Consider the following 13,799-nt stretch of genomic DNA (forward strand, 5'->3'; position numbering starts at 1 on the left):
CGGTACAGCGTTTGGGCAAAGCGATTTTATCGAAGTTATGCCGCGTACTGTGCATTATCACCCATTGGCTCTCAATCCTTCCGCTCTAGATATTAGACATCAGCTTATCAAGATTTTGGTGGAATGGCAGATTACCAGTAAAAATACTCAGGGTTGGGAATTGGGGATTGGGCATTGGGCAATTTTATTGCCCTGGCTGCTAAACCGTAGGTATGAGAGAATTTATAAACTTTAGAGAATGTGCTGGAAAGAGATCCCGTCGATTATGATATCAGAACTGCCACTAATTGCTAGCGATCGCCTATTATTACGAGCGGGGATTCATGAAGATATACCCCAAATTCTTAAATACTTCATTTATAACAAAACTTATCTCACCCCATTCTACCCCCTATGGGCTGATGGTTTTTTCACTGATGAATATTGGCAATATCAGATAGAGAATAGTTTTCTCGAATTTCTTAATGGACAATCTTTAAAGTTATTTATTTTTACCAAAAAAAATCCTACTGTAATTATTGGAACTATTAATTTCAGCAATTTTGTCCGAGGAGCCGCTCATTTTTGCTATGTGGGATATAGCCTTGCTGAAAATAAACAAGGTAAAGGATATATGACAGAAGGGCTAAAAGCCGCAACTGAATATCTTTTTCAGGAGTTAAACTTTCACCGAGTCATGGCTAATTATATGCCTCATAATCGGCGGAGTGGCAATGTCTTAAAAAGGCTCGGTTTTGTCATTGAAGGATATGCTAGAGACTATTTATTAATTAATGGGCAATGGGAAGATCATATTATGACAAGTCTGACAAATACTAATTGGCAACCATCAAAGTTTTAAGCAGATATTTTTTAGCAGTTTATAGATACCGAACTTCTCAAACAAGCCCGGTATTTTTGTATTATGTTTATTTGTATACAGCAAATTAGCAAATTTGAGATATGAGTTTGCAAGCATCGAGAAATTCATCATAAATCCATAATAAATACACAACAACTCCACAAGCAGATGCGAGAGTAATATCTGTTCGCTCTCTGGCTTATGAGCCAATGTGTGTACTTTTTTAAAGTATTGAGGAGTTTTTCAAAATGTCTATTAATTCTATAAAGCGCTTATCTGTATTTTCTGCTATCTTCGCTTTTGCTACTATTTTACACGGAGTTGTTTTGGCAGCACCAGTTCCAACTTCTCCCACCACACAACCAGCCTCAACAACTCAGAATAGTCCTACAGCACATCAAAAAATTAAACTCACAAGCCAACAGCGTCAACAAATCGAAGTGGCCCGTCAGCAAAGAGATAAGGATATTGAGGCTCTATTAAACCCATCCCAAGATACTAAATTTAAGGCAGCACTGCAATCCCGTCAGAGAATCAGAATGGTGTTAAAAACTTTGGATTTAAATCAAGCTCAACAAAAACAAGTTCAATCAATTTTGCAAACTTATAACCAGCAAGTAAAACAAATTCTATCTTCACAGGCATCACAACCAACATCAAACTCAGTCGGAATTACTCAACCAGCATCACAACCAATTAAAAAGTAAAAAACTCAGTTTGGTTTAATTAAGATTAAATTTACGAAGACTGGCGGATTTGATGCAAACTTCGGTTAAGCCAGTCTTCATACCAATCATAAAAACTCAAAGGCTGCTCCTCATCGTTATTTGGATGCAAATCATCAGGGTCAGCATCATGAAAAGCATGACAAAAACTCAAAGAAGCAGGATATATCCCATTATCATTAGTCCGGTCATCTATCCAAATTTTTCCTGACTCTTCTCCAGTAATAACTAACATCCCATAAATTCCACAACCATAATTTGTAATGGTGAGAGTGCCCTGAATCAACTTATCATCGAAGTAAGCATCGTTATTGGCAACAAAATCCGTATTATTTTTGACAATTAAATCCAAATCATTCCACGCTTTTATTAAAGGAAATGGTTTAGAGAGAATTTCGTAGTTCTCTTGGTATAGTTCCGGGATGACCTCTTCATATTCAATCCCTGATAATCCGTATCCTGGCCCCGCACCGCCATTACCAATTTCCAACAGAAACTTTTTATATTCACTTGGTAGCGTAACATTGTATCTGGATTCAAAAACTTGAATATCTTTGTCACTCAAGCAAGGTTTTAATTGATATTGGTGTGATTCTGAGCCGAAAACCTCAAATGTAGCGTCTAAAATAGCTAGTTGAGTTAATTTTTTCTTTAATTGCAAAACTTTATTCATTATCCGCTCTAGGTTTTTGATGGTAGCGCTGCCATATTATTAGATATGGGTCGCTTTTTGCGTCTATGCTGATGCTGATGCTGAAGCCAGAGGTAGTATTAAAGGAAGAATGAATTATGCTTTGCTCGTAATGACTCTGGCTGAAACTCCAAACTACAAAAATTCTAGCAATCCTTTTCTCTCCCTCAACTACGAAAGCGCCTTACAATCTCTAGGCGATGACTACTACGACGAGGTTGCAGCAGAGGAATTTCCCCAACACCTCTTGCGCTGGCGTAACGATGCCCTATTACCTCTTTTGGGTCTAGACCCCGAAGTAGTCAAAGACGAAGATTTCATCACAGCATTTGGGCAGTTTCAGGGGCGCAAACCCTTGTTAGCACTACGTTACCACGGCTATCAATTTGGTGAATATAACAGACAGTTGGGTGATGGTAGAGGCTTTCTCTATGGGCAAGTACGTGCCACTGATGGCGAATTATACGATTTTGGCACAAAAGGTTCTGGGAGAACGCCCTACTCTCGTGGTGGCGATGGTATGCTCACCCTTAAAGGTGGGGTGCGGGAAGTTCTGGCTGCGGAAGCATTGCACCACTTAGGTGTACGTACCTCGCGCTGTTTGAGCATGATTGAAACAGGTTTACCCCTCTGGCGGGGCGATGAACCTTCACCTACCCGCTCATCTGTGATGATTAGAATGAGCCGTTCTCATATTCGGTTTGGTACTTTTGAGCGGCTGCATTATTTCCAACGTCCAGATTTAACTAAGAAGTTATTAGACCACGTAATTGAGCAATATTATCGACACTTAAGTAGCGAACAAGATAAATATGTCCTGTTTTACGCCGAATTAGTTAAACGGGTTGCAGAACTAGTGGCGCAGTGGATGGCGGCTGGCTTTTGTCATGCAGTCCTGAATACTGATAATATGTCGATTACGGGAGAGAGTTTTGACTATGGGCCTTATGCGTTTATCCCAACTTATAACCCATCCTTTATAGCTGCATATTTTGACTATTATGGACGCTATTGTTACGGTAATCAACCAAGTATTTGTCATTTGAATTTACAAATGCTCCAGGAACCTTTAAAGGCGATTATTGATAAAGTCGAAATGGAAGCTGCATTAGAAAGGTTTGCTGAATATTATCAAGCTGAATACAGTTCTTTGATGTTGAAAAAGTTAGGTTTTGCGGAGTTACCGCATCCACAAGCTGGTGAATTGTTGAATCTAACGGTTGAATTTTTGAAGGAGAGCCAGGTTGGTTATCACCAGTTTTTTTATGAGATGGCTCAGACTTTTTCATCGAAATGGCGAGATGAGCCAGGTTTTGTGATGAATAATTCTGATATTGTACCAGTACCGGGTGCGTCAGGAATTTTTGATGATTGGTGTATATTATACCATAAAATATTGAACGATTTTGATAGTGAGAATACCGATGTAATTGCCCAAACTTTAGCTGTTAATAATCCCAAAACGGTATTATTAAGACCTGTGATTGAGTCTATTTGGGAAGCAATTGCTCAAGAGGATAATTGGCAACCTTTTTATGAGTTAATCCAGGCAATTCAGTCTAGTAAATAGTAGAATTACAGCTATTTTCTTTTTTATAAAGATAGACTGTTGACACGAGGAATAATCTAATAAGAGACGTTGTAATGCAACGTCTCTCTGATTTCTGCACGATTTAGGAAGTAACTAACCACAGAGGCGCAGAGAACCCAGAGAAATGAGAGTTTGCGAGATATCTTACCTAAATCATAGCGTCTACAAACAATTTTAAATTTAATTGCGAGAAAATACGTAGGTCAGTCATCAAATATAAAAGTAAAATCACGTCTATACAGAGTAAACTATAAAATTCTGATGGACAGAAACCTCGCTTCAGTTTTATTTTTGCCTGCGTGGATTATTTTAAGTCCGCACAGGTAGGTTTTGTTTGTGTAGTAGAGAATTCTATTCACTCATTGTTCCTAAATTTATCTATAGCATCTAAGAAAATCTCAAAAATGAACCAAATATACATATCCTATGCATGGAAAGATAACAAGAGTGAATTAGGCAGTAAGCGTGAAGAATTAGTCGATAAAATTTGTGCTGCACTTATTTCAGAACGTTATAACTTAATTCGCGATCGCAGCTATTTAACACTAGGTAAGAGTATACACGACTTCATGCAGGAAATCGGGCGAGGAAACTATGTAATTGTAGTTGTCAGCGACAAATATTTGCGATCGGAATACTGTATGTTTGAAGCTGTTAAAATCATGAAATGCAAGGATTATGAACAAAAAGTTTTTCCAGTTGTTTTACAGGATGCTAATGTATATACCAAAGAAGGTCAGAGCGATTACATAAATTACTGGAAGCAACAGAAAGAAAAACTCAAAGAACTCATCGGTTCAGAAGTATCTCCTAATGGATATTCAGCAATGCATAATGTTGCTGAAAAAATTATAGAAATTTCCCAGAAGATTGATGAATTTATGTTTTTTATATCGGATAAATTAAGCATCGATCCATCGATTGATTTTAATGGATTTATTAATCAGCTTACTGATGCTATTAAAGATGATGCTGTGAAACTAAGAAGCAAAAAGAGCATTTTAGTTGCAGGAACAGGAGGCTTTAATATTCCCAATGAAATCAATTGGTGCGCTCAAAAGCTTGGTGAAAAAATAGCAGAATATAACTATAACTTGATAACAGGTGGATGGGATGGGGTTGATTATGTTGTAGCTGATAAGTTTGCTGAAAAAATTACCCAACAAGATATCCGCCTAACCGATAAGTTAACACACGTTGTTCCGCGAGGAAAACAACCTGTTTTTAAGGGTGGAAAAGTCGAATACACAGAGTCAGGGATTAATGAATGGCTCGATTGTTTGCGGTATTCAGATTTAGTGATTCTTTTGGGAGGTGTTGGCGGAACTTATAATACTTATCTGTATGCTAAACAAGAAAAAATTCCGGTGATTCCTATTGTATGTACTAATGGTGATGCCAAAAGAGTATTCGACGAGATGCTAGCAAATTGGGATAGTAAATTAATGGCAAATATCTCACCAGAAAAGTTTAAGTCACTGAATCAATATATCAACGATCCATCAACAGCAGAAGATGTAGTCAATGATGTTATGGATATTGTTAACGAAATTATTTTTGCAAAAACCATGCTAAATACTCAGGATAAGCTCATTTAATTTGGTATAAAGTTAACTTGACAAATTAAAGAAGATGAGAAGGCAGATAAAAACGCACTTGATAAATGAGCAATAGAAATGGGAAAACTTCAATGCTGTTGTCACCAATATCAGGAGTCAGGTTGATGTCACTTCCGCTATATCTGCCCCCAATACGGTTCGGTTAAAGGGGAAAGGTTTTGAATACATCCTTTACCCTTTCCCCAGACCACAAGGAAAATGAAAAATGCTTATCCGAACCGTATTGGCTGCTATCCTTTCTTTGCAAGTCATGTCAAAGGCTTGCATCCCACTGATAACAAAACTTTTTGCTAATTATGTTCCCGGACGAGAGCGAATACAATCGGGTATATGATGGCGATCGCCTAATATTTCTAACAATGGGCCATTAACGTCAAATTTAACCATACTTACCGACGCGACCAAAATATTCACCCGATAGCGATAGCGTCCTAAATCAATTCCCAGTAAACTGCAAAGCATAATCCGAATCGTGGCTTTATGCGAAACTATTAAAACATTACCTTGGGAATGTTTTTCTTGAATTTCAGCAATTACAGGCATAGAACGGTTAGCAATATCTACCGCAGTTTCTCCACCTATTGGTGCATTCCAAGCGGGTTCTGTCAACCATTTTACATAATTTTCTGCGTAATTCTCTTGGACAAAGGATTTACTCAAAGTTTCCCATTTGCCGTAACTACCTTCTCTAAGTCCATCACGCAACTGCATATCCATACCGATAGCATCACAAAATGGCTTGGCAGTTGCAATTGTGCGCTTCATCGGGCTAACATACACAGCCTCCCATTTCAATTTTTGATAAACATCGGCAAAACCGGATGCCATCTGCATCCCCTCTGTTGTCAACTCCGCATCAGTTTCACCGCAGAAATTACCACTCTGACTAAAAGTAGTTTCTCCATGTCGCAGGAAATATAAATTGAGTGTCATAGGTTATATGGCGGTTGGGATAAAGGAGTTAGTGCAAACATAAAGTATCATCAATCTCGGAATCGATTATGTGACACCAGGACAAAGTAATCAACCAAAAAAGTCAATCAAAGACAAACTTTTGAAATTGAAAATAAAAGTAGCGGTTTAAACTAGTACTAGGATAGTGCGTTAGCCTCCGGCATAACACACCCTACAAAATGAGTTTAGGGTAATTAAATTATTTGTGTGTACACCGTAAGACGCAGAGAGAGGAAAGAGGATTAACAATTCAAAATTCAAAATGACGCTCGCGGACTCGCTAACGCTGCGCTAACAAAATTCAAAATTAAAGAAAATTTCAGGCGGGGATTTAAACCCGGACTGAAACTGGGGCTGCCTGTAGAAGTAGGGGTATTAAACCTTTTTATTTACGATAATTATGATACAAAATTTTCAATTTATTAAGTTTAGGTATTAAGGTTTTCAGTTCTACTGATTCCCTACCTTTAACTAAATTGCTGGGCATAAAACCGCGCGTAACGATGCTCTAGAGCTAATAATTCTTCATGGGTTCCTGATTCAACAATTTGTCCCTGTTCGAGGACTAAAATACGATCGCACCTTCTCACGGTCGATAAACGGTGAGCAATAATAAATACTGTGCGTTTTTCCATCAATCTTTCCAGCGCTTCCTGTACCAGTGCTTCTGACTCGGAATCTAATGCTGATGTCGCTTCATCAAGAATCAAGATTTGGGGATTGAGGAGAACAGCACGAGCGATCGCAATTCTTTGTCTTTGTCCCCCTGATAAGTTTACCCCACGTTCGCCCACCCAAGTCTGATAACCTTCTGGCAGTTGGCTAATAAATTGATGAGCATTAGCAATTTTCGCCGCCTCTTTCACTGCTTCCATGTCAAAAACTTTTTGTCCAAAGGCGATATTTTGGGCAATTGTCCCCGAAAACATGATGGTTTCTTGAGGAACAATCCCAATTTGTCGCCGGAGACTATGTAGTTTCACATCTCGAATATCAACACCGTCAATGAAGATTTGACCAACTTCGGGGTCGTAAAAACGGGGAAGAAGGTTGACAAATGTGGTTTTACCAGCACCAGAAGCACCCACAAGAGCGATCGCTTCACCTGGGGATACCAATAAACTGATATCTTTTAATACGGGTTCACCTGGCTTATAGGCAAAGGAAATATGACGATATTCTATTTTGCCTTTGACTGGAGGCAGAGCGATCGCATTTGCTTTTTCGATTACCGTTGGCTGAATTGCCATCAATTCAAAAACGCGGTCAACTGATGCCTCACCCTGCTTAAATTCGTTGTAGTTATTAGTCGTGTGACCAATAGGATCAATTAACAGCGCCGCCGCCGCCATATAACTGAAAAAATTCGCCACTGTCAAATTACCTTGGGAAATTTGCCACGTTCCCACAATCAGTAACGATAACGCACTTAAGGCTTCCAGAAATCCCACAATGGGAATTTGAATCGCTTTGAGGCGTTCAGCTGAGTATTTGGCTTTGAGACTGCGTTCTGCTTCATGGCCAAAGCGGGCGATTTCGTAATTTTCGGCAGCAAAAGCCTGTACCAAACGAATACCGTTGAAAACTTCTGCAAGAATGGCTGATAAACCGGACACGCGATTTTGACTTTTTAAGGAATACTTACGTAACCGTTCGCCAAACCAGCCGACTAAAATACCCATTAGGGGCGCAACTATGACTGTTGCTAGTGTTAATTGCCAATTCAGATAAATCATGTAAATCGGAATTGCTAGCAACTGCAAAATACAGGGGATAAAGTCGTGAAATCCTTTATTTACGACTTCGCCAACGCGGTCAACATCTTCGGTGAGGCGGTAAGATAAATCACCTGCTTTTGCAGTTTCAAAAAAGCTGAGATTTAGCTTTTGCAGATGCGTGTAGACTTGCTGGCGGAGATGAAAAGCAACTCGCAAGGAAGCTTTTGCCATGTACATATCTTGTATGGACTGAAACAATCCTCTGACAAGAAAGATTAAGGCACAACTACCAGTTATTTGAGCGATCGCTACTACATTACCCTGTGCAAAGGGAATTGCCAATTTACCGGCAAGATTTATCAACACTAATGTCGCTAGCACGTATCCGAAGATCCCAATAAGTCCCTTAGCAATAGTTTTCCACTGGAGGCGGATATAAGGCAGCAGTTGCCAGTAATTAGAACCAGTTTTCAAGCTCGAAAGTCCACAACGATATTTATCCTTTGTTTGACGCTATCAGTTTTTGGTGAGTTTCTGAACAGTTCACTAATTAGTTACAAACTGTTTTAGCGACTATGGCTAGTCATTAATAGACCTCTTGCATAAATCAAAAATAAAACAGGAGTCAGAATACAGAACGGGCTAAACGCCTCGCTACCGCTAACAGAATTGGTGAATACTCTACCCATAAAGGGATATAAGGCGAGAATAGACTTCTTGCATAAGTTGGGAAAAGGGTAAGGGGAAAAAGTTCTGTATCGTCCCCAACCCCAGTAACCTTTACCCTTTTCCCTAAGAGTGCAAAAAGCACTTTTGCAAGAGGTCAGGTCTAATATTTTAATTTTTTTCGCTTGACTTCGGGCGAAAGCGTGTAGTGGAGCGTTCGCGGTAGCGTCTTGTAGAGTTGCCAGATTTTAACCTCTATTCGTCACCTACTCGTACAGAATTAATACCTGAGTTCTCAATTCTTCTTATAAAGAACCCCACCCCGCAAGCCTACGGTGTACATACAAGTCGAAGTAAACTACTAGGGGAAGAGATTTGAGAGTGGAAAATTCAATGAGAATTCATGCTCAACGCTGGGAAGGAAAAGCATTTGGCGACCCCAGGTTGATAAAAAGGGGGCAGCATTGTACGGATGTTTGGGAAAACATCAATCAGTCAGGATTGCTGAGAGCGGCATTAGCGCTACCCAGCAATAAAAGGGTTTTTAGGCAACTAACGCCAAAGAGTAATTTCATCTTTTAACCAGAAGCGATCGGTTGTGATTTTTCTGCCTCACTCCTAACTCACTTTCGGCTTGATGTAGGCGATCGCTTGTTTCCAAATAGTGGTTTGCTGAGTGTTTTCATCGGCAATACACATACATTGTGGATCTTGCCATAAAATCTTTCCTGTAATCACATCACCAGTCAGCAGCTTTAATTCCACTGGCGTTGTTTGTTTAATCAGGTTTTGGACTTGTATAATACTGGGCAAAGTGGTGTCAAATTCGGTAAGCATTTTTTAGTAAAGATGAACCTACAAGGCAAAATAAAGAGTAACTAATCCTTGATAATTCATCCTTAAAGAAATGGCAATCAGATTTACTAAGTATCATGGTCTGGGCAACGACTTTATTCTGATTGATAATCGCTCGTCATCTGAGCCTGTAGTGACTCCAGAGCAAGCCATCAAGTTGTGCGATCGCCATTTCGGTATCGGTGCTGATGGTGTTATTTTTGCCCTACCGGGAGAAAACGGCACTGACTACACGATGCGGATCTTTAATTCCGATGGTTCAGAACCAGAAATGTGTGGCAATGGAATTCGCTGTTTAGCTGGCTTTTTGGCAGATTTAGAAGGCGAATCCCGGAATCAAGATTCATATCGCATTCATACTTTGGGTGGTGTAATGACTCCCCAACTCTTATCTGATGGTCAAGTAAAAGTAGACATGGGTTTACCCAGATTACTCGCTGGCGAAATTCCTACTAATCTTGCACCCGCCCAAGAAAAAGTAATTTCTCTGCCGTTGCAGGTAGCGGGGCAAACTTGGAATGTTACCTGTGTAAATATGGGAAATCCTCACTGCATTACTTTTGTAGAAGATGTAGCAGCAATTGAGCTAGAAAGCATAGGCCCAAAATTTGAGCATCACCCAGCTTTTCCTCAACGCATAAATACCGAATTTATTCAAGTGGTGCGCCGTGACTATTTGAAAATGCGGGTATGGGAACGAGGTGCTGGAATTACATTAGCTTGTGGGACTGGTGCTTGCGCTTCCTTGGTGGCTGGAGTGTTAACCGGGAAATGCGATCGCACTGCCACTATAGAATTACCAGGTGGCCCCTTACAAATTGAATGGTCAGAAATCGACCAACGGGTTTACATGACAGGCCCGGCTGAAAAAGTATTCACGGGTAAACTGTAACCAACTTATCGATTCTATAGGACTACTATTTGATTTTTGACACGCCAGTAGGGTGCGTTAGCGACAGCGTAACGCACAATTCTTAAGGCTTTGGTGCGTTTTCACTTTAAGGTTGGTACAAATAGGGAGCAGGGGAGCAGTGGGGAAAGAATAGAGATAAATTATTTGTATCAGGTATTTCGTGAAATGGTATAACACGCCCTACAAATACTTAGATTTTTTAGAAATCAAATATGATTCCTATATTTTCGGTGCGTTATAACTAACGTCCATAACGCACCGAAAATCTAGGATGGTGCGTTAGCCTTTGGCATAACACACCCTACAAAACTTCACTTTCTTCTGAAGATTGAATAGGCAGATTAACACGAGATTTAATCGATTCTTGATTAGAAATTCCTAGATATATACCCCCTAAAATTAGAACCAAGCCTAGCAAGTTAAAAATACTCAATTTTTCCGCGAAAAGTATCCAAGCAAGAATAGCAACAATCACTGGATTGAGTAGCAAAAGTAAAGAGATGAATCCTGAAGAAAAAGTTTTTAGGCTGTATACAATTAGCCCATGACCCAAGGCTTCGCAAATAGCAGCTAGTGCAAATATTACTAACCACCCCGACAAAGAAACCGGGAAAACTTGTTTTTCAAAGATTAGTACTACTGGAATCATCAATGAAGTTGCAATAATACAGCGCCATAGGAGGATGGTAATAATTGAAAATTTATTGCGAATCTGCTCGATAAGTAAAAAGTTGGCTGCATAAAATATCGATGAGAAGAGGGCAACAGCATCACCTGTAAAATTATTATTAGAACGTAATAAATCTTCAAATCCAACTGCGATCGCGCCAATCATTGCTAATATCAAACCGATGAGAAATTTACGCCCAAAAATTTGATTAAAAAATAGCCATCCTCCTAATGTAGTAAATAGCGGATTGAGACTACCTAATGCATTAGCATTAGCAGCACCCGTCTGAGTTAATGCCCAAGTCCAAGATAATCGACCTAAGACATGAACTAGACCTACTGCTATTAAGAAAGCTATCTCTTTGAGCGGATAAGGTTGCTGTGGTAATAGAGGTTTGTCATCTTTAATCTGAATCCATGCTTGATTAACTCCACTCCATAATCCAAAGATAATAGTTGCTATCCATAAGCGATTAAATAATATAGTAATGGCGCTCATCTCGTTAATAGCAATCTTAATGAATATTGCTGTTGAAGATAAAGCTAATAATGCAATTATTACTATTATTATTGGTACAATATTTAAAGTTTTTTGGGATTTTTCTTCTGTTAGTTTTAATTGATTTTCTACCATTTACTTTATATTGATTAAACAAACCGCCAAGTCGTTAAGGAAGAAAGATCAATTATTAAGTGCAAGTTTAGTATTACTCAAATAGTAGTGCCATAGAAGTCTTGCAGCTACCGCCCGCCACGGTCGCCAGTGCTGTGTCATTGCTTCTAATTGTGCCGGGGTTGGACGTGTCGGCAAGTTTTTGAGTTTTTGTAGAGCGATCGCGATCGCTAAATCGCCTTTAGGAAAAACATCAGGGCGTTGCAGCGCCATGAGCAAATAAATATCAACTGTCCAGTCTCCTATGCCTTTAAGACGCTTTAACTCAGTTCTGATAGTCGTTTCGTCCATTTTTTCGAGCTTGCTGAGGTCAAGCTGACCAGTTGCGATCGCATTCGCCAACCCACGACAGTATAAAATCTTTTGCCGACTGAATCCAATCCCTTTCAATTGAACATCATCCAATTTCAGAAAGTTTTCTGGTGTGATTACAACAACCCCAGATAGTCGGTTAAATATAGCTTTTGCAGCTGCTAAAGAAACTTGCTGTTCTAGAATGATGCACAACAGTGTTGCAAAACCTGGTTCTCTTTGCCACATAGGTGGAGGTCCCAGTTTATCTAAAATCTGAGCCAAATCGCTGTCAAGATTGGCAAGCACCATTAAACCACGGGTCAAACTTTCTTCAGTCAGCGATTCTAGTTCTGGTGTTTGAGTCATCTTTGAGTAATTGCGATTCTTGTATAAGCAGTTTTTGTTTGCGCTCAATTCCCCAGTGATAACCACCAAGACTGCCATCACTCCGTAGCACCCGATGACACGGTACAATCAGTGCGATGGGATTAGCTCCACAAGCATTTCCCACGGCGCGGACTGCGTGCGGCTTGGCAATATCACGAGCGATATCGGTATAGGTGCGGGTTTGGCTATAGGGAATTTTTTGTAATGCTTGCCAAACCTGTTTCTGAAATGCTGTCCCACGGACATCAAGTGGTAAATCAAGATGTGTTTCATCTCCCGCAATCAAACCGAGGATTGCTTGTATCCATTCTTTGTGTATGTCATCATCACGCACGATCTGCGCTTGGGAAAATTCCTGGTTTAAAATGTGTTCCAGCTTATCTGCTTCATCACCTAGTTTAACGGCACAGATACCCTTGTCTGTTGTTGCCACCAGTAAATATCCTAGCGAACATGGAGCGATCGCATAAACAATGCTGATTGTCTTTCCGGCTTGCTGATAACTTTTTGGTGTCATTCCCAGTTGTTTTGGTGCTTTCTCATAGAGTTGGCTACTTGAACCATAACCCGTTTCGTAAACTGCATCAGCAATTTCTTCCCCTGACTGAAGACGCTGCTTCAATCGTTGGCTACGCAGCGCATCTCCATATTGAAAAGGGGATACGCCAATGATTTGCTTGAATACCTTTTGCAGATAACTGGGACTCATTTCCACCTGAGAGCATAATTCTAAGAGAGTTGGGATACGATCAACTTGTGCTTCAATGTATCGACATACTGCTAAAACTTTCGCCTTAGAGGGATTTGGAACTGTTTCAGACTGTGGCTGACAGCGCTTACAAGGTCGAAAATCGTCAATTTCAGCTTCTTGTGCCGATTTAAAGAAACAAACTTGATTGCGATTCGGTCTGCGGCTAGGGCAAATTGGTCGGCAATAAACGCCTGTGGAGCGAACACCATAGAAAAGCTTACCTTCAAAATTAGGATCTCGATTGAGGACTGCCTGCCAAAGAATTTCTTCCAAAAGTTGTGTCTGTTGTAATTGCATTTACGCCTCCTTGGATGTGTTGCAAAATATTCCCACTTTGGAGTAGCCGTTATTAGCTTTTGCCTTTAGGTAAAACTAGATTAAATGTATCGATAAACTGCTTTCTATCTGATTGTTGCGATCAATGTACCAACTTTCTGAAGGGATGTTCACTG

12 protein-coding genes are annotated in these 13,799 nt (G+C 39.9%); 5 read left to right on the forward strand and 7 right to left on the reverse strand.

Translation table 11 applies throughout. The features are described 5' to 3' along the window. Positions 1-265 precede the first annotated feature (265 nt). Together RMZ41_RS06415 and RMZ41_RS06420 are read left to right on the forward strand one after the other, a co-directional pair. Positions 266-841 carry a GNAT family N-acetyltransferase gene (locus RMZ41_RS06415; protein ID WP_322640298.1) on the forward strand — a complete coding sequence of 192 codons (576 nt, stop codon included), beginning with the start codon at positions 266-268 and terminating at the stop codon, positions 839-841. A 248-nt stretch (positions 842-1,089) separates the two neighbouring features. After that, a complete protein-coding gene (locus tag RMZ41_RS06420) occupies positions 1,090-1,548 on the forward strand; it encodes a hypothetical protein (protein ID WP_322640297.1) in 459 nt (152 codons plus the stop codon). Between the two features lie 31 nt (positions 1,549-1,579). Here the strand turns inward: RMZ41_RS06420 and RMZ41_RS06425 are convergent, their stop codons facing one another. Beyond that, positions 1,580-2,239 carry an SMI1/KNR4 family protein gene (locus RMZ41_RS06425; protein WP_322640296.1) on the reverse strand — a complete coding sequence of 220 codons (660 nt, stop codon included), beginning with the start codon at positions 2,237-2,239 and terminating at the stop codon, positions 1,580-1,582. A gap of 130 nt (positions 2,240-2,369) precedes the next feature. Here RMZ41_RS06425 and RMZ41_RS06430 point away from each other — a divergent pair, with 130 nt between their 5' ends. Beyond that, the gene (locus RMZ41_RS06430) at positions 2,370-3,827 is read left to right on the forward strand and encodes a protein adenylyltransferase SelO (protein ID WP_322640329.1); all 1,458 of its coding nucleotides are present in this window, start codon (positions 2,370-2,372) and stop codon (positions 3,825-3,827) included. Positions 3,828-4,252: 425 nt separating this feature from the next. Beyond that, complete coding sequence (locus RMZ41_RS06435) at positions 4,253-5,446, forward strand: toll/interleukin-1 receptor domain-containing protein (protein ID WP_322640295.1); 1,194 nt, start codon at positions 4,253-4,255, stop codon at positions 5,444-5,446. 315 nt (positions 5,447-5,761) lie between these two features. Here the strand turns inward: RMZ41_RS06435 and RMZ41_RS06440 are convergent, their stop codons facing one another. The 3 genes from RMZ41_RS06440 to RMZ41_RS06450 all read right to left on the reverse strand — a co-directional run bounded on the left by RMZ41_RS06440 (position 5,762) and on the right by RMZ41_RS06450 (position 9,642). After that, positions 5,762-6,400, reverse strand: coding sequence for a histidine phosphatase family protein (locus RMZ41_RS06440; RefSeq protein WP_322640294.1), 639 nt, complete (start codon positions 6,398-6,400; stop codon positions 5,762-5,764). Between the two features lie 488 nt (positions 6,401-6,888). Beyond that, the gene (locus RMZ41_RS06445) at positions 6,889-8,613 is read right to left on the reverse strand and encodes an ABC transporter ATP-binding protein (RefSeq protein ID WP_322640293.1); all 1,725 of its coding nucleotides are present in this window, start codon (positions 8,611-8,613) and stop codon (positions 6,889-6,891) included. A gap of 810 nt (positions 8,614-9,423) precedes the next feature. Next, positions 9,424-9,642 carry an Hfq-related RNA-binding protein gene (locus tag RMZ41_RS06450; RefSeq protein WP_322640292.1) on the reverse strand — a complete coding sequence of 73 codons (219 nt, stop codon included), beginning with the start codon at positions 9,640-9,642 and terminating at the stop codon, positions 9,424-9,426. A gap of 70 nt (positions 9,643-9,712) precedes the next feature. Between RMZ41_RS06450 and dapF the strand changes: the two genes are divergently transcribed. Continuing rightward, positions 9,713-10,552 (forward strand): diaminopimelate epimerase, encoded by an 840-nt coding sequence (gene dapF, locus RMZ41_RS06455; RefSeq protein WP_322640291.1) that lies wholly within the window; start codon positions 9,713-9,715, stop codon positions 10,550-10,552. 322 nt (positions 10,553-10,874) lie between these two features. On the opposite strand, the gene RMZ41_RS06460 is transcribed toward dapF, so the two are convergent. The 3 genes from RMZ41_RS06460 to ada are packed head-to-tail and all read right to left on the reverse strand — an operon-like array spanning position 10,875 to position 13,644. After that, positions 10,875-11,876 (reverse strand): DMT family transporter, encoded by a 1,002-nt coding sequence (locus RMZ41_RS06460; protein WP_322640290.1) that lies wholly within the window; start codon positions 11,874-11,876, stop codon positions 10,875-10,877. 48 nt (positions 11,877-11,924) lie between these two features. Then, positions 11,925-12,575, reverse strand: coding sequence for a DNA-3-methyladenine glycosylase (locus RMZ41_RS06465; protein ID WP_322640289.1), 651 nt, complete (start codon positions 12,573-12,575; stop codon positions 11,925-11,927). Beyond that, on the reverse strand, positions 12,541-13,644 hold the full coding sequence (gene ada / locus RMZ41_RS06470) for a bifunctional DNA-binding transcriptional regulator/O6-methylguanine-DNA methyltransferase Ada (RefSeq protein WP_322640288.1): 1,104 nt from the start codon (positions 13,642-13,644) through the stop codon (positions 12,541-12,543). Before ada ends, RMZ41_RS06465 begins: the two co-directional genes overlap by 35 nt. Positions 13,645-13,799 lie beyond the last annotated feature (155 nt).

Source organism: Nostoc sp. DedVER02, assembly GCF_034530675.2.
Taxonomy (GTDB): Bacteria; Cyanobacteriota; Cyanobacteriia; order Cyanobacteriales; family Nostocaceae; genus Nostoc.

Bases quoted from the DNA above. Each gene is read 5' to 3' on its own strand.
- RMZ41_RS06415 (WP_322640298.1), top strand. From the start codon at position 266: ATGATATCAGAACTGCCACTAATTGCTAGCGATCGCCTATTATTACGA.
- RMZ41_RS06420 (WP_322640297.1), top strand. From the start codon at position 1,090: ATGTCTATTAATTCTATAAAGCGCTTATCTGTATTTTCTGCTATCTTC.
- RMZ41_RS06425 (WP_322640296.1), bottom strand. From the start codon at position 2,239: ATGAATAAAGTTTTGCAATTAAAGAAAAAATTAACTCAACTAGCTATT.
- RMZ41_RS06430 (WP_322640329.1), top strand. From the start codon at position 2,370: ATGACTCTGGCTGAAACTCCAAACTACAAAAATTCTAGCAATCCTTTT.
- RMZ41_RS06435 (WP_322640295.1), top strand. From the start codon at position 4,253: ATGAACCAAATATACATATCCTATGCATGGAAAGATAACAAGAGTGAA.
- RMZ41_RS06440 (WP_322640294.1), bottom strand. From the start codon at position 6,400: ATGACACTCAATTTATATTTCCTGCGACATGGAGAAACTACTTTTAGT.
- RMZ41_RS06450 (WP_322640292.1), bottom strand. From the start codon at position 9,642: ATGCTTACCGAATTTGACACCACTTTGCCCAGTATTATACAAGTCCAA.
- dapF (WP_322640291.1), top strand. From the start codon at position 9,713: ATGGCAATCAGATTTACTAAGTATCATGGTCTGGGCAACGACTTTATT.
- RMZ41_RS06460 (WP_322640290.1), bottom strand. From the start codon at position 11,876: ATGGTAGAAAATCAATTAAAACTAACAGAAGAAAAATCCCAAAAAACT.
- RMZ41_RS06465 (WP_322640289.1), bottom strand. From the start codon at position 12,575: ATGACTCAAACACCAGAACTAGAATCGCTGACTGAAGAAAGTTTGACC.
- ada (WP_322640288.1), bottom strand. From the start codon at position 13,644: ATGCAATTACAACAGACACAACTTTTGGAAGAAATTCTTTGGCAGGCA.